This is a genomic window from Bacillus sp. SRB3LM, from assembly GCF_015712745.1.
GTDB lineage: Bacteria > Bacillota > Bacilli > Bacillales > Bacillaceae_G > Bacillus_A > Bacillus_A thuringiensis_K.
On record NZ_VWVQ01000007.1, the window covers coordinates 363693 to 389810 of the forward strand.

Below are 26118 nucleotides of genomic sequence, written 5' to 3' on the forward strand. Positions count from 1 at the left end.
TACAAATTCAACTCAAAACTATTGAAATAAAAAGAAGTTCCAAAAGAGGAACTTCTTTTACTTAATTTCGATATCTGCAGAATGAATATGATGTACTTTTCCTTCATGGTCTTCTAGAAGCAATACACCATCCTCTGTAATTCCTTTTGCTACACCCGTAATCGTCTCTCTCATTGTTCGAGCGGTAATTTCTTTCCCGATGCTCACAGCGTAACTTTCCCAAAGAATTTTAATGACAGAGAAACCATTTTGTAAATACTCTTCATATAATTTTTCTAGTTGTAAATAGATTTGTTGCATAAGTTCTGCACGAACAATCGGCTTACCTGATTCAATCGCTAATGAAGTAGCAATGTGCTGAATTTCTTCATCAAAATGTTCTTGCTTTTGATTCGCATTAATACCGATGCCCATAATGACAGCATTAATTTTATCAGGATCCGCTTGCATTTCTGTTAATATACCTACAGCCTTTTTACCTTGAATTAAAATATCATTTGGCCATTTTATTCCTACGTTTACACCTGTACATTTTTCAATTGCCTGTGCAACACTAACAGCCGCTAACAAAGTAAGTTGCGGTGCATGATGAACTGGGATTGATGGGCGTAAAATAATACTCATCCAAATCCCTGTTCCTTTTGGTGAATGCCATTTTCTGCTTAAACGACCTCTTCCCGCTGTTTGTTCTTCTGCTACAACGACAGTTCCTTCTTCTGCACCTTCATAAGCAAGTTTTGCTGCAATGTGCTGCGTTGATTCAACAGTTTCTTCAAAATACACTGTTCTACCAATTCGCTTCGTTTGTAGCCCTAACTGAATTTCATTAGCAGTCACTTTGTCTGGCTTACTTGCAATTCGGTAACCTAATCGGCGCACAGCTTCAAGTTCATATCCCTCACTCCGGAGATCCTCCATATGTTTCCACACAGCAGTTCTTGAACAACCAAGTTTATCACTAATTGTTTGGCCGGATACAAACTCGCCATCCGCTTCAGAAAAAACTTGCAATAACTGCTTTCTTATAGTAGATTGCATCCTTGCAGCCACTCCCTTATACGCTCTTTCTCATTAACTACGTTTCCTTGTACGATTGCTTCTTCGATTTTCTGAAGCATTTCAGCAACCCACGGACCAGGCTTTTTGTTTGCCCAGTTTAATAAATCATTACCAGTCACATTCATTTCTTGACGCTCCTGGATTGGCAATGCATGAAACATTGATTGTACTCGTTCAACAGATGTAGGATCATAGCTTTCAATCATCGCTTCATATACTCTCTCTGCCATTTCAGCGATATGAATTCCCGTTTTATAAAGAAGGACTGTATCCCAATCCTTCTCCTTTCTAGTACGAATTGCCAATAAAACTGCAACAATATCTTTTATTTTTTTATTCGAAAACTTCCATTGACGTAAAAAGACAGATGGATGTTCTTCTCCGATACAATATAAGAAAAATGCCCACGCCTCAATATCCGTTTCGAAAGAATCCCATTTATACTGCGTAGCTTTTAACAGTCTCTCTTCTGACATTTGTAAATATGGCAAATGAGAAAATAGCTTCGTCTCTACTAATTCTTTGAGACCTTTCACACAATATGTACCAGTTAACAGTTTCTCAAACTCTACTGTAATACGCTCAATTGCTATATGTTCTAGCAAATGCCCATGCGTTTCAATCGCTTGCTTCGTTTTCATTTCTAATGAAAAACCTAACGTGCTTACAAACCGAATACCACGCATCATTCGCAGGGCATCTTCTTGAAAACGATCCGCAGCATTTCCAACTGTCACAATTTCTCTCTGTTGAATGGCTTCCTGTCCAGCAAATAAATCAACCATTTTGCCTTCTTCTGTCATAGCAATTGCATTCATCGTGAAATCACGACGTTTTAAATCCTCTTCTAATGAACGAACAAATTGAACACTACTAGGTCTTCGAAAATCTTCATATTCGCTTTCTGTTCGAAAAGTAGTTACCTCATAAGGCTCACCATTTTCTACAACAATTACAGTTCCATGCTCAAGACCAACAGGAACATTTCTTGGGAATATAGCCATCACTTCTTCTGGTAGAGCGGATGTCGCAATATCAATATCTCCAATCGGCCTATCGATAATAAGATCTCGTACGCTCCCACCAACAAAGTAAGCCTCATGTCCTTGTTGCTTTAATGTCTCAATAATAGAACTAGCTTTTTTAAATCTTTCCATTTTTGTCATCCCTTAGTACGTCATAGTAAATCGTTTCATATTGTGAAACAATTTTTTCTGAGCGAAATTGCTCATAAACACTTTCTCTTGCTCGCTCTCCCATATTACGGTGAAGTTCCTCGTCCTTTAATAGCTGAATAGCTTGATTTGCCACTCCTGTTGTATCGCCAACTTCACATAAATATCCTGTTTCCCCGTGTTGAATAACCTCTGGAATACCTCCAACCCGCGTTCCGATACAAGGTACACCACACGCCATTGCTTCTAATAAAACAAGACCAAAACTTTCCTTCTCTGATAGAAGCAACATTAAATCACTCATCGCGAGTAGTTCTGCAACATTATCTTGCTTCCCTAAGAATAAAACGCGATCTTCAATATGTAAATTTTTCACTATCTGTAAAATCGTACAGAATTCTGGTCCGTCTCCAACAAGAAGCAACTTCGCATCTACTTCTTTAACAATTTTAGCAAATGCCTGAACAACATCCTGCACACGTTTCACTTTACGGAAATTCGAAATATGAATAAGTACTTTTTCACTCTCACTTATACCATATTCTTTCTTTAATTGAGACATATTACGCTTGAAATATACACGTTCGTCTATAAAGTTATATACCGTTTGAATTTCTTTACTTGGTTTTACAAGCTCATGTGTTTCATTAATTAATGAATGCGAGACAGCAGTGACAACATCTGATTGCTCAATACCAAAACGAATTAAATTATTTAACGAAGGGTCGGAACCTAACACAGTAATATCTGTTCCATGTAAGGTTGTAACAATTTTAATACGCTCTCCGATCATTTGTTTTGCTAAATATGCACAAATTGCATGTGGTATTGCGTAATGCACATGTAAAATGTCTAAGTTTTCTCTTTGTGCAACCTCGGCCATTTTACTTGCTAACGCTAAATCGTATGGTGGATATTGAAATACAGAGTATTGATTTACCGTCACTTCATGAAAATAAATGTTTGGATATACTTTATTTAACCGGAATGGTAAACCCGATGTAATAAAGTGAATTTCATGCCCACGTTCCGCCAATTGCTTTCCTAATTCTGTTCCAACAACTCCAGAACCACCTACAGAAGGATAACATGTAATACCTATTTTTAATTTCATTTACATCCCCCTAATAAATCAGCATGTAATAAAACCGGTTTCTTACTCATAAATCCCTCGGCATACAAGACTCCAACTTCTTTTCCAAACATCTTCTCACGAGCGATCACAGTTTCAACGTAACCTTCTGTTAACGGTGTCTTAACACCATCGCTCCCTGTTGAAAACTGACTTTCATACGCTTCTAATGCTTCCACCTTTATAGAGAGGTACTCACTTATATCTATACAAAAATTCGGTTTATGAAAACCATTAATCATATAATTATAAAAAGACTCCACACGATGTGGTGAAAGTTCCGGCATATATTTACGGATTCCTGCTGAAAAAATAGCCTCTTCCACAAGCTTTGCACAATTTGCATGATCTGGATGGCGATCTTCATAGTACGGCGCAAAAACTAGTTTTGGTTTATATGTACGGATCACCTTGACAATTTCACGTATATACTCTTCTTTCATATACAAACCACGGTCTGGCATCGCTAAATTCAGCCTCGTTTTTACTCCCATTATACGAGCTGCGACCTTCGCTTCTTCTTTTCTCAACTCTATCGTTCCATTTGAAGAAAGATCAGCTTCTGTTAAATCACAAATACCTACTTCATACCCTTGCTTTGTATATTTAGCGATGGTACCAGCCATGCCGATTTCAACATCATCGGCATGAGCACCAAACGCTAATATATGTAATCCACTCATAATTGTTCCCCTCATTTTCTTAACTTACGATAATCTAAATCTCCTCGCTCTAATGCGTGCATTAACATTTCAGCACTTGCCATATTCGTTGCAAGTGGAATCGCATATACATCACATAAACGAAGCAATGCATTCACATCCGGTTCATGCGGCTGTGCTGTTAATGGATCGCGGAAGAAAATCACCATATCTAAATCGTTCTTTGCAATCATTGCACCAATTTCTTGATCTCCACCAAGAGGGCCAGATTGATATCTTGTTACAACTAATCCAGTCGCTTCCATAATACGAAGCCCTGTCGTTCCTGTTGCAAATAATTCATGTTGTTCAAAAATTGGTTTATATGCGTATGCAAACGAAACCATATCATTTTTCTTTTTGTCATGTGCGATTAAGGCAATTTTCATCCGTTGTCTCCCCTTTAGTCGATAATATTTTCTAAACCGTACACAAGATGATCAAGGTTCATTACTGTCTCAATTGATAGTTTTACACCTGACATAAATGATGCACGATTGAATGAATCATGACGAACTGTTAACATTTGTCCATCTCCACCGAACATTACTTCTTGGTGTGCAATAAGCCCTGGCAAACGTACACTATGAATGTGAATACCGTCTACATTTGCACCACGTGCACCTGCTAGTTGCTCTACTTCATTTGGATGACCTTGCTGCTTTGATTCACGATTTTGACGAATTAACTCTACCGTTTTTACAGCTGTACCAGATGGTGCGTCTAATTTTTGATCATGATGTAATTCAATTACCTCAACATCTTGGAAATATTTCGCTGCCATTTGTGAGAATTTCATCATAAGAACTGCACCAATTGCAAAGTTTGGAGCAATAATTGTTCCTACTGCTTTTTCTTTTGCATTCTCTGTTAAACGTGCCAATTCTTCTTCTGTAAATCCAGTTGTACCAATAACCGAACGAAGTCCACGCTCAACTGCAAGTGTAACGTGTTGTTTCCCCACTTCTGGTGTTGTTAAATCTAACAACACATCTGCTTCTACTTCATCTAAACAAGTATGTAAATCAGCGTAAATCGGTGCATGTAATGCTGGCATGCCAGGTAAATCAGAAATCTTCTCACCACCATGCTTATAATCCACTGCTGCTACTAAATTAAAATGTTCCGTTCTTTCCATAAGAAGAACTGCTTCATGTCCCATACGTCCTCTTGGTCCGGCGATAATTACTTTAATTTCTTTCATTATTCTTTCTCTCCCTCATCAATACGTGTCCAGCGATCTTTATCACGTGTATTAAATTTATTCATTACAATGTTATGTGCTGTCTCTAAATCAATATTTAAACTATTTGCCATACAAATCATAACAAATAATACATCTCCAAGCTCTTCTTCAATACTTCTTTCTTTTTCAGTTGTTTTCTTCGGTTTCTCACCATAATAATGATTTACCTCTCTTGCAAGCTCTCCCATTTCTTCCGTTAAACGAGCCATCATTGCAAGCGGACTGAAATAACCTTCTTTAAACTGACCAATATATGCATCTACTTCTTTCTGCATATCTTTCATCGTTTTTGCTTCCATACTATTCACCTCTAATCCTTCCTCTTTCATGTTAGCCAATTCATCGCGATTTGACAAATATTATTCCCCGCCAAACACCTATTTGCGACCCATTTTTGGATAGACTATAATAAAGTGAAACTTCTTTTGCGTTTTTTTGCAAAAGATTAGTTGAACTAATCGGGTTCCTACGGCTGGTTCGCCTTTCTTCAGAGCTTTATCTCCTACCAGCCGTTGGTACGGGGTAAAGTGAAACTTCTTTTGCGTTTTTTGTGCAAAAGATTAGCCCGTACTAATCGGGTTCCTACGGCTGGTTCGCCTTTCTTCAGAGCTTTATCTCCTACCAGCCGTTGGTACGGGGTAAAGTGAAACTTCTTTTGCGATTTTTGGCAAAAGATTAGCCCGTACTAATCGGGTTCCTACGGCTGGTTCGCCTTTCTTCAGAGCTTTATCTCCTACCAGCCGTTGGTACGGGGTAAAGTGAAACTTCTTTTGCGATTTTTGCAAAAGATTAGCCCGTACCAATCGGGTTCCTACGGCTGGTTTGCCCCTCTTCTTTGCTTCATCTCCTATCAGCCGTTGGTGCAGGTTCTTACTATTTTCACTAGCAATTAGAAATTACTTATTATTATGGTTTACCGTTTCAGCGGAGCAATGCAATCATTACATAATTAGGGGGATTTCTATATGACATCAAAATTGAAGATGCGAAATATTATTTTTATTTTAATTGGTTCCGCTATATTTTCTTTCGGTATTGTCAATATCAATATTGAAAATCACCTTGCAGAGGGTGGCTTTACTGGTATTACACTATTATTGTATTTTTTATTTAAGTTTGATCCTTCCTACTCAAACTTAATTTTAAATATCCCTATATTTTTTATTGGTTGGAGGTTACTTGGCAGAGCGACATTTTTATATACATTAATTGGCACCTTTAGCGTATCTTTATTTCTATGGATTTTCCAGCGTTACGAAGTACTCAACTTACATTTAAACTTGCAAAATGATATGACACTCGCAGCTTTATTCGCCGGGGCATTTATCGGTATCGGCCTTGGAATAATATTTAAATATGGCGGGACTACTGGCGGTGTAGATATTATCGCACGACTAGCTCACAAATATGTTGGCTGGAGTATGGGGAAAACAATGTTTATGTTTGATGCTGTCGTTATCGTCGTCTCTATTCTTACCTATTTATCATACCGCGAGGGCATGTATACGCTAGTTGCTGTTTTTATCGGGGCTAAAGTCATTGATTTTATGCAAGAAGGAGCTTATGCTGCCAAAGGAGCGACTATTATTTCAGAGAAAAACGATGAAATTGCTGCCAAAATTTTATCTGAAATGGAGCGCGGAGCAACCTTTTTAAAAGCTGTTGGATCGTATACAAAAGTGGAACGTAACGTATTGTATTGCGTTGTTGCTAAAAATGAAATCGTGAAATTAAAAAATATCATTACTTCTGTAGATCCTCATGCTTTTGTCGCTGTAAGTGATGTACATGATGTAGTTGGTGAAGGATTTACGTTAGATGAAAATAAAAACCCTTTACATAATTAAATGTAACTAGAAAAGCGCCTTAGCTTTTCTAGTTTTTTATTACAAGTCTTTTAAGCTTCTCTAAATCCTCATAAATAAGCTCCAATAAACCCCGATTATAAAAAATGGAAGCTGGATGAAAAGTCGGAAAAACTTCGTATTCTTTCTCTGACCATGTAAACTCTGCACTTTGCATATCCTTTAATTTTTGAATGGGCTGTTTTAATAATTGCCCGTGTACATCTGTGATTTTTTTATTTTTTCCTGTTAAACGTTGAAGACCGATATTTCCAAGCGTGACGATAAGCTTCGGATTTATTTTCTCTAATTCATAATCTAACAAAGGCGCATGGGCAACTATTTCTCCCTGATTTGGCGTTCTATTATATTTTTTTTGCATGACTTCACCATTTCGTTCTTTTTTCTCTCGCCATTTATAAGGTCTACTCCGAACAGCGCTCGTAATATATACTTCTTCCCTTGTAACATCAATACGCTCTAAAAAATCCATTAATTGTTTCCCCGCCCTCCCGCTAAACGGAATCCCATTATGAATTTCTGTTTCACCAGGCGCTTCTCCTAATAACATAAATTTGGGATTTTCAGGACCTTGTCCACTTAAAAAACCTTCTAGTTGATAAGGAGCACTGCGCTCTTGCACTTGTTTTACTAAATGGTCTGGATATTTCATTTCCCCCCACCGCCTTTCCGCATTACTTCTATTATTTCTATTTGCAATACATTATATAATTCAATCCATACAACAAAAAAAGACTATCAAAATTGATAGTCTTTAGTCGTCGCTACGCTGCATACCAGTATACATTAATACGAGACGTAATAATTCAAATACCGCTACAGCTGCAGCTGCTACATATGTTAATGCTGCCGCATTTAATACTTTACGAGCTTGCCCATATTCATCTGTTGATACAATACCTAGCGCTTCAATTTGTTGCATTGCGCGCTTTGACGCATCAAACTCAACTGGCAATGTAACGAGCTGGAACACAACACCTGCTGCCATTAAAATGATACCTAATAACAACAAACCAGACATTTGTGCAAATATACCGATTAGAACGAAAATCCAAGACATATTCGAACCAAAGTTTGCAACTGGCACTAACGAATGACGAACGCGCATAAATTTATAATCTTTTGCATCTTGAATTGCGTGTCCTACTTCGTGTGCTGCAACTGCTGTACCAGCAACTGAATGTCCATAATAGTTATCTGTTGATAATCGAACCGTCTTAGCGGTTGGATCATAATGGTCTGATAAATGACCTGGTGTTTCTTCTACAGCTACGTTGTATAATCCATTTTCATCTAAAATTTTTCGAGCCACTTCCGCTCCTGTCATACCTGATGTTGAATAAACTTGTGAATACTTGCTATAGGCACTACGTACTCTTGACTGTGCATACAACGGTATGATCATTATGATCGCGAAGTAAATTAAATAAAACATCATGAACCTCCATTGAAGTTTTAATTATAGTACTTCTCATTCTATTTTCTTCTGCCACTATTGTCAATGAATAAACCTTACAATCCATATCTTTATTTATTGCATTATCTATTTTTAGAATGTACATTACTTTTTCTTTTTTCTCTCTCTCCTTTATACTTTCTCCATCCAACATAAGTTAATGTGAATAAAATAAGTCCCCCAGTAATTGTCATAAACCAAATGAGAGAGGGTGCAATTTCATCTTTTTTTACTGTGTGAAATATCTTTTGCAAATCCCCTTTAATAATCCCTAATTGCATTTGGCCGCCTTTCGTTTTTAACATAACGTTACGAAATTCATCTAAATAAGATAAATGAACATTTACACGCTGAACCTCGTTTTCTGGCAAAGCAATCATTAAGCTTGGATAAATAATATTGAATTCATTTAAAAACGTATTTAACGTTTGTTGAAACTGCCCAGCATCTTCTTTTTCCATCGCTTTTTCCATTTGAGAAAAGGCATCCATTACTTTCCTTTCTCTTTCCATCCAAAGTGGTTGATATTTCGATACTTGTGCATCAACAGCAAGTTGTAATGCCAGCACATTATCAATTTTAGCTTGCTTACCTAAACCTTCTTCAGAGAGCGATTGTTGCGCCTTATCGTAAGCTAAAGAAATAACTCTAACTTGATCTGGTGTTACTTCCTGCTTCTTTTCATTCCCCTTTATTAAAAACTGCTCCGAGAAATGTTGTAATACTTGTACCGCTTTTTCATCTTCATTACGCTTCACTAACTGTAAAGAATCGTCTAACAACCCTGTTAGCTCATTCCACTCTTCAGCATATATACGTAACGGAAACATTATAATTAGAAATGCTATCAATCCAATTAATGTTCTCTTCATCCCGGTCCCCCCTATAACTACTAGTACAAAATATGTTAATTTGGACAAGAATAGAACAGAACTAGACCGAAAAATATATTATCATTTTACAAAGAAAAAAATTCTCTTTAAGCAGAGAATTTTTTCTGTGACATCCTTTTCTTTTTTACGAAATATCTATATAAACTGTAACAAAGTATACTACCACCTAAAATGAATAATAAAATAGCACACGCAGCATGCATAAAGAACTCTTCTGGTAACATTAATATAATTGGATCCTTTTCAGGATCAAAAACCCAATAATCATTACTAAATAAAAGCTTATGGAATAATACAAAACTCTTTTCAAAATTAATAGCAATTGGTAACATAAGCGCTATCGGAAAAATGATTGTTAAAATCGATCCGTGCAGTAAAAACTTTTCATTTTTCTTTTTTAATAAATAAATTCCGCCTATCACTGCAATCATAATTGTCGCATACATCACATATTGAATGTTTACTAAAATATTTTTAACATCTACAAAATGAATACGGCCATTTGTAGACATACCTAATGTTGGCAAATGTAATGCTCCGTCATAAAACGGGGATAAATATGTAATAAGCACATCGTAATTTCTTTTAATTTCATCCTTCGTCATATCCGCTAAATCAGGAATATTTAAAAAATCAATTTCAAAATAATACAGCCATTTTCCATATACAACTGCCATTGTTGAGAGTGCAAAAATAGAAAATGCTATGCTATATGAAACAACTAAAGTAATCAATCGATCCAATATTTTTGTACCACTCTTATTTTTCTCCATGTTCTCCCCCCTAAAATGTTCTAACCATCATAAAGAAAATTGTTTCCTTTGCTCACTTAAACAACAATAATATGTAATACATAATACAGCAATGCTTAACCAAAACGTAAAATAACCAATTTCCTCTACAAACAAATGCATAATTCCATATCGCGGCATTTGCCAAAATAAATAATCAATTGCATCGTTATGCAACGTCCACACAGCTGCTACTATAAAATGCCATTTTTTTATACGATAAAATGGGGCATATAAAAATCCTTGTACTGCCATCGCAAAGTGCGAAAGCATTAACATGTAGCCCATAAGGCCAATAGGCCCTTTTACGTAAATCATAATCCCGTTTACAACAACAGCCCAAATACCATATTTTATTAAAGTTACAATCGCTAACGCTTCTATTAATCCCCAGTTTCTCTTTGCCAAAAAAGCAATTAAAACAAAGACAAAAAAGAGACTCGCCATAGGACTATCTGGTACAAACGGCCAAAATATAGGTGACGTTTCTTTCAATTGATTTCCGTACCATATAAATCCGTAAATTGTACCTAATATGTTAACAATTAATAAAAATAATAATACCGAGCGTTGTCTTAACATTGCATACAAGTACACCAATCCGTATGTCCAACACCTTTCAAGCAAAGTAATTCATTCATTAAATCCTACTCTATTATAACAAACTTCATCCAACTAAATAGAAAAGCTGACTACAAATTTTGTAGTCAGCTTTTTATTATTTTTTATTATACTTTGCAATGAATTCCGAAAGCTTCTTCAGTTCCTCATCCGTACCTTTAAATACACCTTTAGGCATTGAACCTTTTCCCTCTTTCGCAATTTTAGCAATTTCTTCTGGCTTTAAAGTTAAGTTTTGCAGTGCCGGTGCTGCTGCCCCGCCCTGTAAATTGTCACCATGACATGTTAAACAAGTATTTTTTTGCATTAATTTATAGCCATCATCATTTTTATCAACTGGCGCTGTTTTTACAATTGCTCCTTGTTTTTTTGCAGCTTCCCAGTCGTGGTGTGCTACAGATTCCCAAGTTAAAAAAATAATCGATGCAATTGCTAAAAGCATAAATCCAGTTGCCACAGGACGCTTCAATGGACGTCTTTCTGGACCTCGATCAAGAAATGGAGCTAACAGTAATGCTCCAAACGCAATCCCTGGCATAATAAATGCTCCAATTACAGTAAATGAACCGGAAGCATAAGAATACTTTAATAACTGATACAAGAATAAGAAATACCAATCTGGAAGTGGTATATATCCAGCATCAGTTGGGTCCGCCATTCTCTCAAGCGGCGACGGATGCGCCACTGTTAAACATAAATAACCGATTAAAAAAACTGCACCAACCATCCATTCTTTTAACAAGAAGTTCGGCCAAAATGCTTCTGTTTTCCCTGGGTATTCAGAATAGTCTTTTGGAATATTTGGTTTCCGAGCTACTGGTACCCGAGAATCTCCTACAAACTTCATCCCTTTGCCGCGATGCATAATCTCCCTCCTTTAGTTCTTTCCCCTTTAATTTAGCAATCTCTTATAGTGGACCGGAAATACCTTGTTTGCGAATCATGATGAAGTGGAAGGCCATTAAACCTAGAAGTGCTGCTGGTAAGAAGAAGACGTGAATAGCAAAGAAGCGAGTTAATGTTTGAGCGCCAACAATTTCGGAATGACCAGCGAGTAATGTTTTAATATAAGGACCAATGAGCGGTGTTTGCTCTGCAATTTGAATCCCTACTTTTGTAGCAAATAAAGCTTTCATATCCCACGGCAATAAATATCCGGTAAAACCAAGACCTAACATAACAAAGAAAATAAGAACACCAACAATCCAGTTTAACTCACGGGGCTTTTTATACGCACCTTGGAAGAAAACTCTGAGTGTATGTAAAAACATCATTACAATTACGAGACTAGCACCCCAGTGGTGCATACCACGAACAATTTGCCCATAAGCAACTTCATTTTGTAAATAGTAAACTGATTCCCAAGCATTTTTAATATCAGGCACATAATACATCGTCAAAAACATTCCAGATAAAATTTGAATTACAGTAACGAAAAAGGTAAGTCCTCCAAAGCAATAGACGAATGCAGAAAAGTGATGTGCCGGGTTTACATGTTCAGGTACTTCATGATCAGCGATATCACGCCATATTGGTGTAATATCCAATCTTTCATCCACCCAATCATAAATTTTATTTAACATCTACTTTGCACCCCCTCTTGGCTTCGCTTTTCCTAGATACAGCGTTCCATCTTTCACTTTAGACTCGTACACATCAAGCGGAGCAAGGGGTGGCGTACCTTTAATGTTAATCCCATCTTTTGTATAACGCCCCCCGTGACATGGGCAAAAGAATTGATTCGGATGTGCTTTGTCCGAATTCCAGTTAACTGTACATCCTAAATGTTTACATACTGGAGAGAACGCAACAATGTCTCCGCTTTCATCTTTATGAACCCAAGCCGATTTTGGTTCTTCAGACTTGTACCAACCATCAACCTGCTTCACTTTAAAATCGAAACGCTTCGGCTCTGTTGTAATATCCTTTACTTGCGCAACAGCAACCATATCTGTTCCCGCTTCTTTTCTTAACACCGGATCAAGCGCAAATCGCGTCATCGGCATTAAAATACCGGCAGCCATAAAGCCTCCTACCCCTGTGAGTGTGTAATTTAAAAATTGTCTTCTTGACACGCGATGTTCTTTGTCGCTCACGAAAATTTCCCCCCTCTATCAGAAATTGTCCCCTCGTGATAAATTATATAAAAAATAAAAACTAGGACACTATCATGATATAATACGCTCATGCACAGGTCAATATCATACTACTCATAATAATAAGAACTTTCTGTTTATTGCGAGTTTCCCCATTTCTCTTCCAACATCACCATTATATTTTTTATATGCGCATGAATAACTTCTCTTTTTGCTTGATCACTAAATTGTTCTAACGCTAATGAAGGAAACCAAAATAAATCTCCCTGTAACTCTTGCATATCCTCTTTCCATGAAAAATCACTTGTAACATAAGCAATATGCTTAAAACCTTCACTTCGTAAATGATTTGTCCATTCTTGCAAACGACCTTTTTCATTCTTTTGACTTTCTACCAAATACGTAAACGCAGGCAGTAAAAGCACTCTTCCTTTATACTCTCTTTCCAATTCCGTGCTCAATAATTCGATAAATTCACCTTGTTCTACAATCATTTTCATTTCTTTTGCTGCTGAAATTGATAACAGCGGTATTACTCCTGTATCAACATACTCTCTTGCTTGCTCAAACTGTTCTACATCTTTTACAATCCACTTCAAATCCCTTCCCTCCTTCACTTACAAATGACAGAACTTTCACTTTATATATATTAAACCACACTAAAAGAGGTAAAAAAAGAAAAACTACCTAATATAGGTAGTTTTTCTTAATAAAAGTCTGAAATTTGTAAAAATTAATTAATCCAAATAAATTCTATAAAGTCTTTAACTCTGCCGTTAATCTATGAAACGCTTCCTTATCTTGCTTATCTAACGCTTCATCAATTTGTTTCAAAAGGCGTTCTCTCCTAAACGAAAATACACTTTCTTCCAAAAACCTTTCTGCAAGTAAACGATCTTTTTCATTTACTTCAATATGCTTTGGTAGATATGGATTTTCTTCTAATACAGCTACATAATTCGCATTTTGAAACGATGATTTAAAGTTGAGTTGAATATAAATATCCTCATCTCGATTTAAACGAATATCATGAAACGATTTTTCAGCATCTGTTGTCATAACATTTTGTTTAAAAAAGTGAAACGGTGTGTCTTTCACACAATTCGCTGACATTACTAAGCCACGCGGACAATATTTTGCATGCTCTACGAAGTGGACTTTATGCATCAATTGGTCGTGACTCATTAAATAATTCAGAATCCATACACATTCACGCTGTTTCAGTTGGTAATTATTCAAAAACCATTTTACAAAATCCTTCTTCTCGTTTACAGAAACAGGGGTATTCATAGCAATTAAGTCCCTCCTCTGTCTTTCTCTTTTCTTTTTAGATTCAAGAAGCGGCATTCAGTTTCCTTCCAACTTATGAAAAATCCTCTAAATTATATAACAACTCTTCAATATGAATTTGTGTCGGGTCTAGTTGTAATAACTGGGTAAATACTTCTTTCGCCTCTTTTCGTTTTCCTTCTTCCAATAAGAAATAACCGTACTCTTCTAAGAAGTCTGGATGATTCTTAAAAGAAGTATATGCACTTTCATAGTGTTTTAATGCATCCGAATACATTTCTAATTGTTTTTTTGCATACGCAAGATCCCAAAGTAGTTGTGTATCTGGTTCTCCACTATCAATAGCACGCTCTACAATTGCAATTAACTCTTCGTACTTTTCTTGTTCTTTTAAGATATATGCATATTTTAATGTTGCACCTAAATGCCCTGGATCTAACTCAAGCGCTTTTTGAAGAACTTCCTCTGCTTCTACTATTTTTCCTAATTTCGCCGCAATGTTCGCTAACTCTACATAAAATGGAACTGAAAGCTCATCTACTTTAATTCCTTCATGAAGCGTTTCATAGCTTTCTTGAAGCATTCCTTCTTTTTCATAGCTTTTCGCTAAATACATGTACAGTGATGCGTACTCAGGGTCTAATTCTTTTAGTTCTTGCCAAGCACCAATTGCTCTCTGATATTCTTCACCTTGGTATAATGTAAAGGCATATCCAAATAATGAGTGAATATCTTTTTGTTCCTCTAGGCCTGCTTCATAATAAGAAATCGCTTCTTCCCAGTTTCCGATCGCGCTTAACGTTTCTGCGAGGCGAAGTGCAATCACAACACCACCCATTACTTTATGTTCCGCTAATAGCGATTCATAATAAGTAATTGCCTTTTGTTCTTCACCTTTACTACTATATAATTCTGCTAACCCAAACGTAATAACAGGTTCATCAGGCATCATTTCTTTCGCCTTTAATAGTTTTTGCTCTGCTACATCATCAAAACCTTGCATTTGGAATAAATCTGCAACAAGTAATAACGATTGAACATATAAATCGTCATTTTCTGGAATATCATGAAGCACTTCAATCGCTTCATCTTCTTTATCTAGATCAATATATAATTCTGCTAAAAATACAGTGAATTCACTTTCTTCTGGATACAGTAAACGTAAGTCTTCAGTAATTGCTAATGCCTCATCTGTAAATCCAAGCGTATGATAGTAACGAGCGATATCATACTTCTCTTCATCATTCGCAATTTTTAATTGTTCTTTTAATAATTGTAATCCTTTTTCCGCTTCACCATTTTCAATATATGAAACAGCTTGTTCAAACTTTTGCATAAACGTCTCCTTTAATTCTAAAAAATATTCTCTTCTGTTCATTTACCCCGCTATTAACGGGCAGTAAGACCCCCACCTCAAAATTCAGCTAAGGCAAAGAAGTTAGTTTTGGGATCAACTGCCCGTAAAAGCCCGATTGGTTCAACTAATAATCAGCGGGGGATAAACATCCCCCCACTGATTAAAGTTTCACTTTATCATAAGCAACTCACTGTTAGAACGCAACCTTTAGAATGAGCATGCATCTTCTTATACTTCTTCTTACAGAGTAGGTAATTGTTCAAACGGTTCGAATATGACACCGATACCTTATCCTCATCTTCTATTGTACCGCTTTCTTTTATGACCGTGCAAATAACTTCTCTCACTAATTATCGAGCCATACAAACTATGGTTTACAGAACAACTTAATTAGCAGTCTTCAACCTTTATTTTTAATGCGATAAAAAAGGCTCCTATACTAGGAGCCTTCACAATCTCTTAAGAATATGTTTCTTCTTTCTGTACTTGCTCATTTACAAGCTCTTTCAGCAACTCTATAATTTCATCATTTTCTTCCTTCAAACCGACAGTAATACGAATACCATCATCGATACCAAATGCAGCACCAGAACGAACGATATATCCTTTTTTCATTAATCGTTCGAAAGCTTCATTACCCGGTATACCAAGTTTTAAGAAAATGAAATTTGTTTGAGATGGATAATAGAATACGTTATATTCTTTACAAAATGCATAATACTGATTTAAACCTTCAGCATTCTTTTGCACACAATCTTGTAAAAATGCTTGATCTTCTAATGCAGCGAGTGCTACAGATTGGGCTACAGTTGATGTATTGAATGGTAACCTAGCTACTTCTAGCTGTCCGATTAACTTCGCATCCCCAATCGCATATCCGATACGAAAAGCAGCTAAACCATATGCTTTTGAAAACGTGCGTAAAACCATAAGATTTTCATACTTTTCAAGAAGTGGTAATGTTTGCGGATAATCTTCTGCTTCCGCGTATTCATAATATGCTTCGTCCATAATAACGAGAGCCGACTTAGGAACTGATTCTAAAAGTGAAAGTAATTTTTGTTTCTCAACATATGTACCTGTTGGATTATTCGGATTACAAATCCATACAATTTTCGTTTTCTCATCTACTTGCTCTAGCATTGCATCTAAATCGTGAATACCATCTTTAAGTGATACTTCACGAACTTCTGCTCCTTCAATAACAGCATGGTGATGATATTGTGAAAACGTAGGATTCGCCATTACAACGTTTGTTCCTTCATGTAGTAACGCTCGGCTAATCATTTGAATGACTTCATCTAATCCACTACCAAATAGTAGTTGTTCTGCTTTTACACCTAAATGTTCCGCTACTTTTGTCCGAAGTTCAAAGGCATATCCATCTGGATAAAGGGCATATTGGCTCGCTAAAGAAGTTAATGCTTCTGTCACACGTGCTGAACAACCGAATGGATTTTCGTTGGATGCTAATTTCACAATTTTTGATAAACCATATTCCCTTTTTACTTCTTCAATGTTTTTCCCAGGCACATACGCTCTCAAAGTTAACAATTGCTCTTTCACTCTCATTTTTCTTCCCCCAGTCATTTCATTCAATTTGATTACAATACGGTTATAGCCCCTTACTGTAATCTTTTGTCATAACCGTCACTATTACGAGAATACCTCTAAATGAGCACTTCACAGCACTTCGCTATCATTTTAAACCATATCTTTTTGAAATGCCTCTAACGCAATATGAACAGTCTCATCTGAAATAGATACGACATTCACTACCCCATATTCCTGCATAAGCACCATATGAATTGCTCCTGCATTTGCTTTCTTATCTTGTTTCATCAATTGAACGAGGCGCTCTACATTCAAATCTCTTGGCATTTTTGGATAGCCGTATTTCAAGAACCACTGCTTCATATCTTCATAAGCAAGATCAACCTTGTACACTTGCTCACTTAAAAATATGGCGAATAACATTCCAACCGCTACACCGTCACCGTGAGTAATATTTCCATACCCTAGCTCTTTTTCAAGAGCATGTCCTAACGTATGTCCAAAGTTCAAATGAGCACGTATACCCTTCTCTGTTTCATCTTGTGACACAACATTTGCCTTTACAGGAATCGCCTTCGTTAATATATGGATTAACTTCTCATCATGAAGATCCGCTAATGTTTGCACTTCTTCTTTTAACCAATGGTATAGCTCCACATCACCGATAAGAGCATGCTTTATCACCTCTGCATAACCTGAACGCCACTCTTTTTCAGGAAGAGACTGTAAAAACGGTGTATGATATACAACTGCTTCTGGCTGATGGAATGCACCAATCATATTTTTACCTAACGGATGGTTAATCGCTACTTTCCCACCCACTGCGCTATCGTGCGCTAATAAAGTTGTCGGAACCTGCACAAAGCGAATACCACGCATAAACGATGCAGCAACAAAACCAGCTAAATCTCCAATCATTCCGCCTCCAAGTGCAAGAATTAAAGAATTTCTATCTAATTTATTTTCAAGAGCTGACGTATGAGCCGCATAGAAATTTTCGAAAGACTTCTCTTTTTCGCCACTTGGTACAACAAACGAAAACACGTGCTGCTCTACTTGTAATGCATCGATAACTGTCTGTAAATGTAGTGATGCAACAGCTTCATCTGAAATGATCATTACGTTAGATACCGCTGGCTGCATATTTTGAACGATCATTGTTAAGTTTGACAACGCTTCTTTACCAACATGTACATCATATTCTTTTGATTTCGTTTGAATATGTATGTTTCCCATTAAAATCCCCTCGCATATTCATTATGTTTCTCAATATTTTCACGAATTAGTTCCATACGATCTAATCCGAATTGTTCTATTAAAGCTGTCGCTAATTCCCAAGCCACAACCGCTTCTGCAACGACACTAGCTGCTGGCACTGCACAACTATCTGAACGTTCAATACTCGCTGTAAAAGGCTCTTTCGTATCAATATCTACACTTTGAAGAGGTTTATAAAGTGTAGGTATCGGTTTCATCACACCGCGCACAACAATTGGCATTCCAGTCGTCATACCGCCTTCTAGTCCACCTGCATTATTTGTTCTTCGTGTATATCCATGCTCCTCATCCCACAGAATTTCATCATGAACTTCACTTCCTGGTCTATGCGCTGCTTCAAAACCAATTCCAATCTCGACACCTTTAAAAGCATTAATACTCATAATTGCAGCTGCTAATTTCGCATCCAGTTTTCGATCATAATGCACGTAGCTACCTACTCCAATTGGCATCCCTTCCACAATTACTTCAACGATTCCACCAATTGAATCACCATTTGCTTTCGCATCATCAATCGCTTTCATCATTTGGTTACCAGCTTCTTCATCTAAGCAGCGTACAGAAGATGCTTCTGTAATACTCTTTAATTCTTCAATTGAACTATACGTAATCTCCTTAGCTTGTACACCGCCAATTTCAATTACATGGCCCGCCACTTTAATACCAAGTTCTGCTAACACCTTTTTAGCAACCGCACCAGCAGCAACACGTACCGTCGTTTCGCGCGCTGACGAGCGTTCCAGTACATTCCTCATATCTCTATGACCATATTTAATCGCACCATTTAAATCAGCATGCCCAGGCCTTGGTTTTGTCACTTTCCTTTTCATCTCTTTTTCTTCTTGCTCAGTTAAAGGCTCCGCCCCCATAATTTTTGTCCAGTGTGCAAAATCACGATTTTCAACAACAAGTGCAATAGGGGAACCTAATGTTTCTCCATGTCTAACACCACTTAAAATTTGCACTTGATCCGTTTCAATTTGCATGCGTCTACCGCGCCCATATCCCTTTTGCCTTCTAGCTAACTCTTCGTTTATATCATCTGCTACTAAAGACAATCCTGCCGGAACACCTTCTATAATCGTTGTAAGTTGTGGACCATGAGATTCACCAGCTGTAATATATCGCATACATTATTCCTCTTTTCGTATATGTATTTATCTCACTATATTAACTTTTATCATTCTAAAAATATTAAAGAAATTATATCATAAATCGACCATTTTCTTATTCTATATTTCCGATAGGCCTAATTTAAATATCAACATATCATAACAGCTCAAACTTCGTAACTAACTGAAAATAAAAAAAGTGCAAGAAGAATACCCCTATTCTCCTTGCACTTTTTACTATTATCACAGTGATTAAAGCGTTTACAAATTATTTCAAAATAATTAGTAAATCCATTCATTCATTAATTTTGAGTAGTCAACTAATTCTTCTTCTTTAAAGAAAATAGCAATCTCGCGCTCTGCGCTTTCTAAAGAATCAGAACCATGGATAATGTTTTTCGCAACAGTTACACCGAAATCTCCACGAATTGTTCCAGGAGCTGCTTCATGTGGTCTTGTTTTCCCCATCATGTTACGCGCTGTATCTACTACACCTTCACCTTGCCATACCATTGCGAATACAGGTCCAGATGTAATAAACTCTACTAACTCACCAAAGAAAGGTTTTTCCTTATGCTCAGCGTAGTGTTGTCCAGCAATTTCCGGAGTGACTTGCATTAATTTTGCACCAACTAATTGAAAGCCTTTTTTCTCAAAACGAGCTACAATTTCCCCAATGAAGGCACGTTGTACACCGTCTGGTTTTACCATTAGAAATGTTTTTTCCATAAAAAATCTCTCCACTTCTGAATTATGTATGTAATTGTATATCCCCACACACATATTATCACCCTTATCACAATTGTGCAATAGTTTTGAAATAGAGAGATTATTTTATTTTTTAGAATAAACATTAAAATTTTCGTTTTCCAATATACTTTGCAACATTTTGTAATGCGTACTTTGCTTTTCCACGTGGAAGTGGTTTTATTATTTCTAAAGCTTTATGTAAATAACGTTCACTAAACGCAAATGCTTGATCAATTGCTGTACTATTTTTTACAGCATCAATAATTTCTTGCATTTCACTTGCTGTTGAATTTTCATGTACAGATGTGATTTTCTGACGAAGTACTGGATCTTCCATCGCATATAAAGCAGGAAGTGTAATATTCCCTTGTAGTAAATCTCCGCCAGCAGGTTTTCCAAGTTTCTCTTCTGTGGAAACGAAGTCTAAAATGTCATCAATAATTTGATAAGACATCCCTACAAAATACCCATACCAAAATAGACGATTTACCGTATCACGATTAGCACCAGCAGCAATCGCTCCCAATTGACAACTCGCGGCAATTAATAATGCTGTTTTTCGCTTTATTCTTCTTAAATACGTTCTTAAATTTTGGTCATAATTGTATTTATCTTTAATTTGTTCAATTTCACCTTTACAGACTTCTAAAATAGTATGTGATAACGCTTGATGCGCCTCTGGAATTTCGATATTTGTTATACATTCAAGAGACTTAGCGAACAGATAGTCCCCTGTATACATCGCAATACGATCTCCCCATTTCGCATTCACAGTCGCACTGCCGCGTCGTAAAAATGCAGCATCAATAACATCATCGTGAACAAGAGAAGCCATATGAATAAGTTCTAACGCAACAGCAACATGCTTAATCGCATCTAACTTATAATCTCCAAATTTCCCTGCAAGCAACACAAATACAGGACGAATTCGTTTCCCACCAGCTTCAATAAGCTGTAATGCTGCCTCTTCTACTAATGGCTGTTCAGAAGCGACTGTCTTTTTTAATTCTTTTTCTATCACATTAATATCCGATCGTAAAAAAGAGTACATAAGTTGTAACTTCATATTGTTCACCTTAACCTAAAACTTCTTTTTTCTATTTTGATTCTGGTTTAATACCTAAATGCATCGCTGCTACCCCAAAAGTAAATGGTTTCACTTGCACACGTTCAAGTCCAGCTTGCTCAAACATTTGAGCCAATTCTTTCATTCCTGGGAACGTACTAGCAGATTCTTGAAGCCATGAATATTCTTTATAACTTTTCGCAAACATCTTTCCAAATAACGGCATGATATATTTAAAGTATAAAATATACCCTTGTCGAAAACCAATCATTGTTGGTTGAGATGTTTCTAAACAGATTACTTTTCCACCTGGTTTTACTACACGCGTCATTTCTTTTAATACGTGCATATAATCCGGCACGTTACGTAAACCAAACCCAATCGTCACATAATCAAACGTATTATCTTCAAACGGAAGTTCCATTGCATTCCCATGTAGAAGTTCTACTTGTTTTAATTGTAACGCCTCTACCTTTTGCTTACCGACAGATAACATATTTTCACTGAAGTCTAAGCCAACAACCTTTCCTTGTTCACCTACGGCTCCAGCTAGCGCAATTGTCCAATCCGCGGTTCCACAGCATACATCAAGCGCTTGACTGCCTGGTTGTACATCCATAATTCGCATCGTTTCTTTACGCCACGCTTTATGTCTTTGAAAACTAATTACAGAATTCATCACATCGTATTTATCAGAAATCTTTTCAAATACGTCATGTACTCTTTCTTCTTTTGATTGTTGCATGCTCGTACCTTCTTCCAATGTAAAATTGCTTATGTCTTCTATTTATTCCTTAACACAGAATTTATTTTATTTATATCTGTGTGATTTTCTAAAAATTGTTTTTCTTTCTTTCTCAAGTCCTTCAGCCAACCATTAATCACTACTTCTGCTTTATCCCCTAAAGCATCTTGCATAGCTTGAAAAACAGGTGAATGTTGTTTATCAGCATACAATTGAATTTCTTTTTGAAGGCGATTTCCACCTAATACGTATGTGATAAATGGCTTCCAATGTGATAAATGAAAATGATCACATGTTTTTTGAAGGAGTGCAGACTCAATCGTTACTATGCTTTTCATTATGTCATTCATCGTTTCATGCGCTTTTTGGTATAACATAATTTTGTGTTCATTTATCTCTTTAATTCCTTCAGCAAGTGCACGAATTAAAACAATATCACGGTTCATAGACAATAAATAATAATATAGTCCACTATAGTAATCGCCTGCAAGTACTGTTAATTGACGACATTTATGCGATTCAATTTCTTCCTCGCCTACTTTATTTGATACCCTTTCATGTGTATCAAGCGCAATTTGTACAAGCATAATTGTTACTACGTAATGCTCAATTTGTTCTATATGTAAGTTTGCACTCTTTAAAGCACCATATAACAATGCTATCTTTTCTTCATCAATAAATGGTTCTTCAATATAGTTTATAAAATAAGGATGGCGTAATTTCTCCATCAATTTTTCTTTTATACCCGCATACCCTCCGTAGATGTCACACACAAAAAATCACCCTTGTTTTCTAATTCATAAAACTTATTATAACACATACACTCTATTTTCTATAACCAAAACTTGGCTACACCTACCATTCATGTAAGCAATCTTTCTAATCTCACTCTGTCTAGTTAAAACTATATCATTTATTTACTAAAAAAAAAAAGAAAAGCAGTTTCCCGCTTTTCTTTACTTCGTTTTAATAAACGATAAAATTTCACTGCGTGCTGCAGCATCATTTTCAAGCACACCACGTACTGCTGTCGTTACTGTTTTCGCACCTGGTTTTTTCACACCACGCATCGTCATACACATATGTTCTGCTTCTACTACTACCATTACACCATGAGGCTCTAGTACTTCCATAATAGAGTTCGCTACTGTTGATGTAATACGTTCTTGCAGTTGTGGACGACGTGCAATTGTATCTACAGTACGAGCTAATTTACTTAACCCTGTCACCTTTCCACCTTGCGGAATATATGCAACGTGAGCAACTCCATAGAATGGAACTAAATGATGCTCACACATCGAATAAAATGGTATATCTTTTACTAGTACAAGCTCTTCGTGATCTTCTCCGAATACTTTATGCAAATGCTCTTTCGGATCTTCATGCATACCTGAGAACACTTCTGCGTACATTTTTGCAACACGCTTTGGTGTATCAAGTACTCCCTCACGATTTGGGTCATCCCCAATCGCCTCTAAAATAAGGCGTACTGCATGTTCAATTTGTTCTAAATTAACTTTTGCCATCCGCTAGCCCTCCCGAAAACCTAAAAGTGATACGAACACATTCTAGCATATTTATGTTTTTAAAAGCAAAAAGAAGAGTTCCCAAAAAGGAAACTCTTCTTCCCTGTTAATATGTAAGGATTATTTAACCGCATCTTTTAACGCTTTACCAGGTTTGAATGCAGGTACTTTACTTGCAGCGATTTCAATCTCCTCACCTGTTTGTGGGTTACGACCTTTACGAGCCGCACGCTCACGAACTTCGAAGTTACCGAATCCGATCAGTTGTACTTTATCACCTTGTTTTAAAGCTTCTAAGATAGAATCAAAAACAGCGTCTACTGCTTTTGTTGCGTCCTTTTTAGAAAGGGAACTTGCTTCTGCAACAGCATTGATTAAATCTGTCTTGTTCATGCCATTCACCTCCTCCCAAAGATAAGACTGTATAATGATCATAAAATGAGTCTTACTTTCATTTGTAGGCAATTTTTGCAAATTCTATACTACAAAGATGTAGATAAATCATTATCAACGCCTATATTATACGATTCTCCTTTATAATTCAATATTTTTAAGGAAATTGTTACTCTGAAAATGTGAAAATCTGATGAAACTTGACAATTTACAACAATGTATTAGATAATGACTGTTTATTTTTCTATTTTACAATCAAAAAAATAAAAAATCCCTCTACAATGAGAGGGATTTTTTATTATAGTATAATCGCAATTAATCCGCCAGATCCTTCATTAATAATTCTTTCTAGCGTTTCTTTTAATTTATATCTAGCATTTTCTGGCATTAAAGATAATTTTGCCTGAATTCCTTCTCGAACAATCGAGCTAAGTGAACGTCCAAATATATCAGAATTCCAAATTGATAACGGGTCATCTTCAAAATCTTGCATTAAATAACGAACTAATTCTTCACTTTGCTTTTCAGTACCTATAATCGGCTCAAACGTTGACTCTACATCTACTTTAATCATATGAATAGATGGCGCTACCGCTTTTAACTTCACACCAAACCTTGAACCGTGACGAATAATTTCTGGCTCATCTAAGCTCATATCCGCTAATGCAGGCGCTGCTACACCATATCCTGTTTGCTTAACCATACGCAGTGCATCCGCCACTTGATCGTACTCTATTTTCGCATGAGATAAATCGAGCATAAGCTTTAATAAATGATCTTTCCCTCGAATTTCTACTCCTACTACTTCTTTTAAAATCTGATCATATAATTCATCTGGCGCATATAAATCAATCTCCGCCACACCTTGCCCCATATCAATGCCAGCTAGGCTCGCTCGATCAATAAATTCATATTGACTAAACTGCCAAACAACGCGATCCACATCACGAAGACGTTTTATATCCTTCACAGTTTCTTGAACTGCTTCTTGATAACTTTGACGCAACCAATGCCCTTCATTTAGCACCATCACCCAGCTTGGAAGGTTCACATTCACTTCTAATACAGGGAATTCAAATAACGCTTCACGAAGTACATTATATACATCTGTTTCTCTTAAACTCTCCACACTCATTGCAATAACCGGGATATCATATTCTTCTGATAAACTTTGGCGTAATTGCTCTGTATCTGGATGATACGGCTGTACCGTATTAATTATCATAATGAAAGGTTTTCCTACTTCTTTCAACTCATTTACAACGCGTTCTTCTGCCTCTATATAATCTCTTCTTGGAATTTCACCAATTGTTCCATCTGTTGTAATTACAACACCAATTGTTGAATGTTCTTGAATTACTTTACGCGTGCCGATTTCTGCAGCTTCATGGAATGGAATAGGTTCTTCATACCAAGGGGTATTAATCATGCGCGGGCCATTCTCATCTTCATAGCCCTTCGCTCCAGGAACCGTATATCCAACACAATCTACTAATCGAATATTCACTTCAAGTCCTTCATCTACTTCGATAGAAACCGCTTGGTTTGGAACAAACTTCGGTTCCGTCGTCATAATTGTACGACCAGCAGCACTTTGAGGCAATTCATCCTGCGCTCTTTGACGGTCAGACTCATTCTCAATATTTGGAATAACTACAAGTTCCATAAATTTTTTAATGAATGTTGATTTCCCTGTTCGAACAGCTCCTACAACTCCAAAATAAATATCACCGCCTGTTCGTTCTGCAATATCTTTAAAAATATCTACCTTTTCCAAGTGATTCCCTCCCTCAAAATTTTTGGGAATAATTCCGCGTTTATAGTCAACTAATACCTTCTCTAACGTTGCCTATAATATCTGATATAATATAATGGTATTCTAGAAGTTCGGACAATATATCATATAATTTTGTCCAATTTCATATGACTATTAAAAAATATCTTTTGTTTGCATCGTAAGTTGTATAACATAAAAAACCTTTCTTCTAGAACTTATTCACTAAAAGAAAGGT

General features: G+C 36.5%; 29 protein-coding genes. 1 reads left to right on the top strand and 28 read right to left on the bottom strand.

Annotated features, from left to right (window positions below):
* Window positions 1-57: 57 nt before the first annotated feature.
* Genes F3I02_RS06470 through F3I02_RS06500 form a run of 7 tightly spaced genes read right to left on the bottom strand, consistent with a single transcriptional unit; the run spans window position 58 to window position 5612 of the window.
* Window positions 58-1038 (bottom strand): biotin--[acetyl-CoA-carboxylase] ligase, encoded by a 981-nt coding sequence (locus F3I02_RS06470; RefSeq protein WP_001192064.1) that lies wholly within the window; start codon window positions 1036-1038, stop codon window positions 58-60.
* Complete coding sequence (locus F3I02_RS06475) at window positions 1023-2216, bottom strand: CCA tRNA nucleotidyltransferase (protein WP_000439317.1); 1194 nt, start codon at window positions 2214-2216, stop codon at window positions 1023-1025. Before F3I02_RS06475 ends, F3I02_RS06470 begins: the two co-directional genes overlap by 16 nt.
* Window positions 2203-3348, bottom strand: a complete 1146-nt coding sequence (bshA, locus tag F3I02_RS06480; RefSeq protein WP_000768305.1) for an N-acetyl-alpha-D-glucosaminyl L-malate synthase BshA — start codon at window positions 3346-3348, stop codon at window positions 2203-2205. The genes F3I02_RS06475 and bshA overlap by 14 nt, the downstream gene beginning before the upstream one ends.
* Entirely contained in the window at window positions 3345-4049 is a 705-nt protein-coding gene (gene bshB1 / locus F3I02_RS06485) for a bacillithiol biosynthesis deacetylase BshB1 (RefSeq protein ID WP_000015673.1), read from the bottom strand. The genes bshA and bshB1 overlap by 4 nt, the downstream gene beginning before the upstream one ends.
* Window positions 4050-4060: 11 nt before the next feature.
* The gene (mgsA, locus tag F3I02_RS06490) at window positions 4061-4456 is read right to left on the bottom strand and encodes a methylglyoxal synthase (protein ID WP_000684765.1); all 396 of its coding nucleotides are present in this window, start codon (window positions 4454-4456) and stop codon (window positions 4061-4063) included.
* Window positions 4457-4470: 14 nt separating this feature from the next.
* Window positions 4471-5271 (bottom strand): dihydrodipicolinate reductase, encoded by an 801-nt coding sequence (gene dapB, locus F3I02_RS06495; RefSeq protein ID WP_000658810.1) that lies wholly within the window; start codon window positions 5269-5271, stop codon window positions 4471-4473.
* Window positions 5271-5612 (bottom strand): nucleotide pyrophosphohydrolase, encoded by a 342-nt coding sequence (locus F3I02_RS06500; RefSeq protein WP_002108639.1) that lies wholly within the window; start codon window positions 5610-5612, stop codon window positions 5271-5273. Before F3I02_RS06500 ends, dapB begins: the two co-directional genes overlap by 1 nt.
* 666 nt (window positions 5613-6278) lie before the next feature.
* Between F3I02_RS06500 and F3I02_RS06505 the strand changes: the two genes are divergently transcribed.
* Complete coding sequence (locus F3I02_RS06505; RefSeq protein ID WP_046945515.1) at window positions 6279-7160, top strand: YitT family protein; 882 nt, start codon at window positions 6279-6281, stop codon at window positions 7158-7160.
* A gap of 28 nt (window positions 7161-7188) precedes the next feature.
* On the opposite strand, the gene F3I02_RS06510 is transcribed toward F3I02_RS06505, so the two are convergent.
* The 21 genes from F3I02_RS06510 to spoIVA form a co-directional block, all read right to left on the bottom strand.
* Window positions 7189-7830 (bottom strand): uracil-DNA glycosylase, encoded by a 642-nt coding sequence (locus F3I02_RS06510; RefSeq protein ID WP_000876872.1) that lies wholly within the window; start codon window positions 7828-7830, stop codon window positions 7189-7191.
* A 102-nt stretch (window positions 7831-7932) separates the two neighbouring features.
* Window positions 7933-8616, bottom strand: coding sequence for a zinc metallopeptidase (locus tag F3I02_RS06515; RefSeq protein WP_058839490.1), 684 nt, complete (start codon window positions 8614-8616; stop codon window positions 7933-7935).
* 101 nt (window positions 8617-8717) lie between these two features.
* Entirely contained in the window at window positions 8718-9506 is a 789-nt protein-coding gene (gene ypjB, locus F3I02_RS06520; RefSeq protein ID WP_000831584.1) for a sporulation protein YpjB, read from the bottom strand.
* 107 nt (window positions 9507-9613) lie between these two features.
* Window positions 9614-10300: a lipoprotein intramolecular transacylase Lit gene (gene lit / locus F3I02_RS06525; RefSeq protein WP_000414380.1), complete on the bottom strand. Its 687-nt coding sequence runs from the start codon at window positions 10298-10300 to the stop codon at window positions 9614-9616.
* A 27-nt stretch (window positions 10301-10327) separates the two neighbouring features.
* A complete protein-coding gene (gene lhaT, locus F3I02_RS06530; RefSeq protein ID WP_116777454.1) occupies window positions 10328-10918 on the bottom strand; it encodes a lipoprotein heptaprenylglyceryl N-acetyltransferase LhaT in 591 nt (196 codons plus the stop codon).
* A gap of 118 nt (window positions 10919-11036) precedes the next feature.
* On the bottom strand, window positions 11037-11804 hold the full coding sequence (gene qcrC, locus F3I02_RS06535) for a menaquinol-cytochrome c reductase cytochrome b/c subunit (RefSeq protein WP_000554602.1): 768 nt from the start codon (window positions 11802-11804) through the stop codon (window positions 11037-11039).
* 43 nt (window positions 11805-11847) lie between these two features.
* On the bottom strand, window positions 11848-12522 hold the full coding sequence (qcrB, locus tag F3I02_RS06540; RefSeq protein ID WP_000932700.1) for a menaquinol-cytochrome c reductase cytochrome b subunit: 675 nt from the start codon (window positions 12520-12522) through the stop codon (window positions 11848-11850).
* Entirely contained in the window at window positions 12523-13035 is a 513-nt protein-coding gene (gene qcrA, locus F3I02_RS06545; protein WP_001280593.1) for a menaquinol-cytochrome c reductase iron-sulfur subunit, read from the bottom strand.
* A gap of 137 nt (window positions 13036-13172) precedes the next feature.
* Window positions 13173-13634: a YpiF family protein gene (locus tag F3I02_RS06550; RefSeq protein ID WP_000871305.1), complete on the bottom strand. Its 462-nt coding sequence runs from the start codon at window positions 13632-13634 to the stop codon at window positions 13173-13175.
* 154 nt (window positions 13635-13788) lie between these two features.
* Entirely contained in the window at window positions 13789-14325 is a 537-nt protein-coding gene (locus tag F3I02_RS06555) for a ReoY family proteolytic degradation factor (RefSeq protein ID WP_001095925.1), read from the bottom strand.
* 73 nt (window positions 14326-14398) lie between these two features.
* A complete protein-coding gene (locus F3I02_RS06560; protein ID WP_001168671.1) occupies window positions 14399-15661 on the bottom strand; it encodes a tetratricopeptide repeat protein in 1263 nt (420 codons plus the stop codon).
* 480 nt (window positions 15662-16141) lie between these two features.
* Window positions 16142-17254 (bottom strand): histidinol-phosphate transaminase, encoded by a 1113-nt coding sequence (gene hisC, locus F3I02_RS06565; protein ID WP_001264026.1) that lies wholly within the window; start codon window positions 17252-17254, stop codon window positions 16142-16144.
* 132 nt (window positions 17255-17386) lie between these two features.
* The gene (gene aroB / locus F3I02_RS06570; protein WP_000526810.1) at window positions 17387-18472 is read right to left on the bottom strand and encodes a 3-dehydroquinate synthase; all 1086 of its coding nucleotides are present in this window, start codon (window positions 18470-18472) and stop codon (window positions 17387-17389) included.
* Window positions 18472-19644, bottom strand: a complete 1173-nt coding sequence (aroC, locus tag F3I02_RS06575) for a chorismate synthase (protein WP_001269388.1) — start codon at window positions 19642-19644, stop codon at window positions 18472-18474. The genes aroB and aroC overlap by 1 nt, the downstream gene beginning before the upstream one ends.
* Before the next feature lie 264 nt (window positions 19645-19908).
* Entirely contained in the window at window positions 19909-20355 is a 447-nt protein-coding gene (gene ndk / locus F3I02_RS06580) for a nucleoside-diphosphate kinase (protein WP_000415884.1), read from the bottom strand.
* A gap of 124 nt (window positions 20356-20479) precedes the next feature.
* The gene (hepT, locus tag F3I02_RS06585) at window positions 20480-21442 is read right to left on the bottom strand and encodes a heptaprenyl diphosphate synthase component II (RefSeq protein ID WP_000776077.1); all 963 of its coding nucleotides are present in this window, start codon (window positions 21440-21442) and stop codon (window positions 20480-20482) included.
* A 31-nt stretch (window positions 21443-21473) separates the two neighbouring features.
* Window positions 21474-22187, bottom strand: coding sequence for a 2-heptaprenyl-1,4-naphthoquinone methyltransferase (gene menG / locus F3I02_RS06590; protein ID WP_001187674.1), 714 nt, complete (start codon window positions 22185-22187; stop codon window positions 21474-21476).
* A 38-nt stretch (window positions 22188-22225) separates the two neighbouring features.
* Window positions 22226-22960, bottom strand: coding sequence for a heptaprenyl diphosphate synthase component 1 (locus tag F3I02_RS06595; protein WP_000332855.1), 735 nt, complete (start codon window positions 22958-22960; stop codon window positions 22226-22228).
* A 183-nt stretch (window positions 22961-23143) separates the two neighbouring features.
* The gene (folE, locus tag F3I02_RS06600; protein ID WP_001151482.1) at window positions 23144-23713 is read right to left on the bottom strand and encodes a GTP cyclohydrolase I FolE; all 570 of its coding nucleotides are present in this window, start codon (window positions 23711-23713) and stop codon (window positions 23144-23146) included.
* Window positions 23714-23833: 120 nt separating this feature from the next.
* Window positions 23834-24106, bottom strand: a complete 273-nt coding sequence (locus F3I02_RS06605) for an HU family DNA-binding protein (protein ID WP_001043860.1) — start codon at window positions 24104-24106, stop codon at window positions 23834-23836.
* Window positions 24107-24404: 298 nt separating this feature from the next.
* Window positions 24405-25883 (bottom strand): stage IV sporulation protein A, encoded by a 1479-nt coding sequence (gene spoIVA, locus F3I02_RS06610; RefSeq protein ID WP_000416519.1) that lies wholly within the window; start codon window positions 25881-25883, stop codon window positions 24405-24407.
* Window positions 25884-26118: the final 235 nt, after the last annotated feature.

Bases quoted from the DNA above. Each gene is read 5' to 3' on its own strand.
- F3I02_RS06470 (WP_001192064.1), bottom strand. From the start codon at position 1,038: ATGCAATCTACTATAAGAAAGCAGTTATTGCAAGTTTTTTCTGAAGCG.
- F3I02_RS06475 (WP_000439317.1), bottom strand. From the start codon at position 2,216: ATGGAAAGATTTAAAAAAGCTAGTTCTATTATTGAGACATTAAAGCAA.
- bshA (WP_000768305.1), bottom strand. From the start codon at position 3,348: ATGAAATTAAAAATAGGTATTACATGTTATCCTTCTGTAGGTGGTTCT.
- bshB1 (WP_000015673.1), bottom strand. From the start codon at position 4,049: ATGAGTGGATTACATATATTAGCGTTTGGTGCTCATGCCGATGATGTT.
- mgsA (WP_000684765.1), bottom strand. From the start codon at position 4,456: ATGAAAATTGCCTTAATCGCACATGACAAAAAGAAAAATGATATGGTT.
- dapB (WP_000658810.1), bottom strand. From the start codon at position 5,271: ATGAAAGAAATTAAAGTAATTATCGCCGGACCAAGAGGACGTATGGGA.
- F3I02_RS06500 (WP_002108639.1), bottom strand. From the start codon at position 5,612: ATGGAAGCAAAAACGATGAAAGATATGCAGAAAGAAGTAGATGCATAT.
- F3I02_RS06505 (WP_046945515.1), top strand. From the start codon at position 6,279: ATGACATCAAAATTGAAGATGCGAAATATTATTTTTATTTTAATTGGT.
- F3I02_RS06510 (WP_000876872.1), bottom strand. From the start codon at position 7,830: ATGAAATATCCAGACCATTTAGTAAAACAAGTGCAAGAGCGCAGTGCT.
- F3I02_RS06515 (WP_058839490.1), bottom strand. From the start codon at position 8,616: ATGATGTTTTATTTAATTTACTTCGCGATCATAATGATCATACCGTTG.
- ypjB (WP_000831584.1), bottom strand. From the start codon at position 9,506: ATGAAGAGAACATTAATTGGATTGATAGCATTTCTAATTATAATGTTT.
- lit (WP_000414380.1), bottom strand. From the start codon at position 10,300: ATGGAGAAAAATAAGAGTGGTACAAAAATATTGGATCGATTGATTACT.
- qcrC (WP_000554602.1), bottom strand. From the start codon at position 11,804: ATGCATCGCGGCAAAGGGATGAAGTTTGTAGGAGATTCTCGGGTACCA.
- qcrB (WP_000932700.1), bottom strand. From the start codon at position 12,522: ATGTTAAATAAAATTTATGATTGGGTGGATGAAAGATTGGATATTACA.
- F3I02_RS06555 (WP_001095925.1), bottom strand. From the start codon at position 14,325: ATGAATACCCCTGTTTCTGTAAACGAGAAGAAGGATTTTGTAAAATGG.
- F3I02_RS06560 (WP_001168671.1), bottom strand. From the start codon at position 15,661: ATGCAAAAGTTTGAACAAGCTGTTTCATATATTGAAAATGGTGAAGCG.
- hisC (WP_001264026.1), bottom strand. From the start codon at position 17,254: ATGAGAGTGAAAGAGCAATTGTTAACTTTGAGAGCGTATGTGCCTGGG.
- aroB (WP_000526810.1), bottom strand. From the start codon at position 18,472: ATGGGAAACATACATATTCAAACGAAATCAAAAGAATATGATGTACAT.
- aroC (WP_001269388.1), bottom strand. From the start codon at position 19,644: ATGCGATATATTACAGCTGGTGAATCTCATGGTCCACAACTTACAACG.
- ndk (WP_000415884.1), bottom strand. From the start codon at position 20,355: ATGGAAAAAACATTTCTAATGGTAAAACCAGACGGTGTACAACGTGCC.
- hepT (WP_000776077.1), bottom strand. From the start codon at position 21,442: ATGAAGTTACAACTTATGTACTCTTTTTTACGATCGGATATTAATGTG.
- menG (WP_001187674.1), bottom strand. From the start codon at position 22,187: ATGCAACAATCAAAAGAAGAAAGAGTACATGACGTATTTGAAAAGATT.
- folE (WP_001151482.1), bottom strand. From the start codon at position 23,713: ATGGCAAAAGTTAATTTAGAACAAATTGAACATGCAGTACGCCTTATT.
- F3I02_RS06605 (WP_001043860.1), bottom strand. From the start codon at position 24,106: ATGAACAAGACAGATTTAATCAATGCTGTTGCAGAAGCAAGTTCCCTT.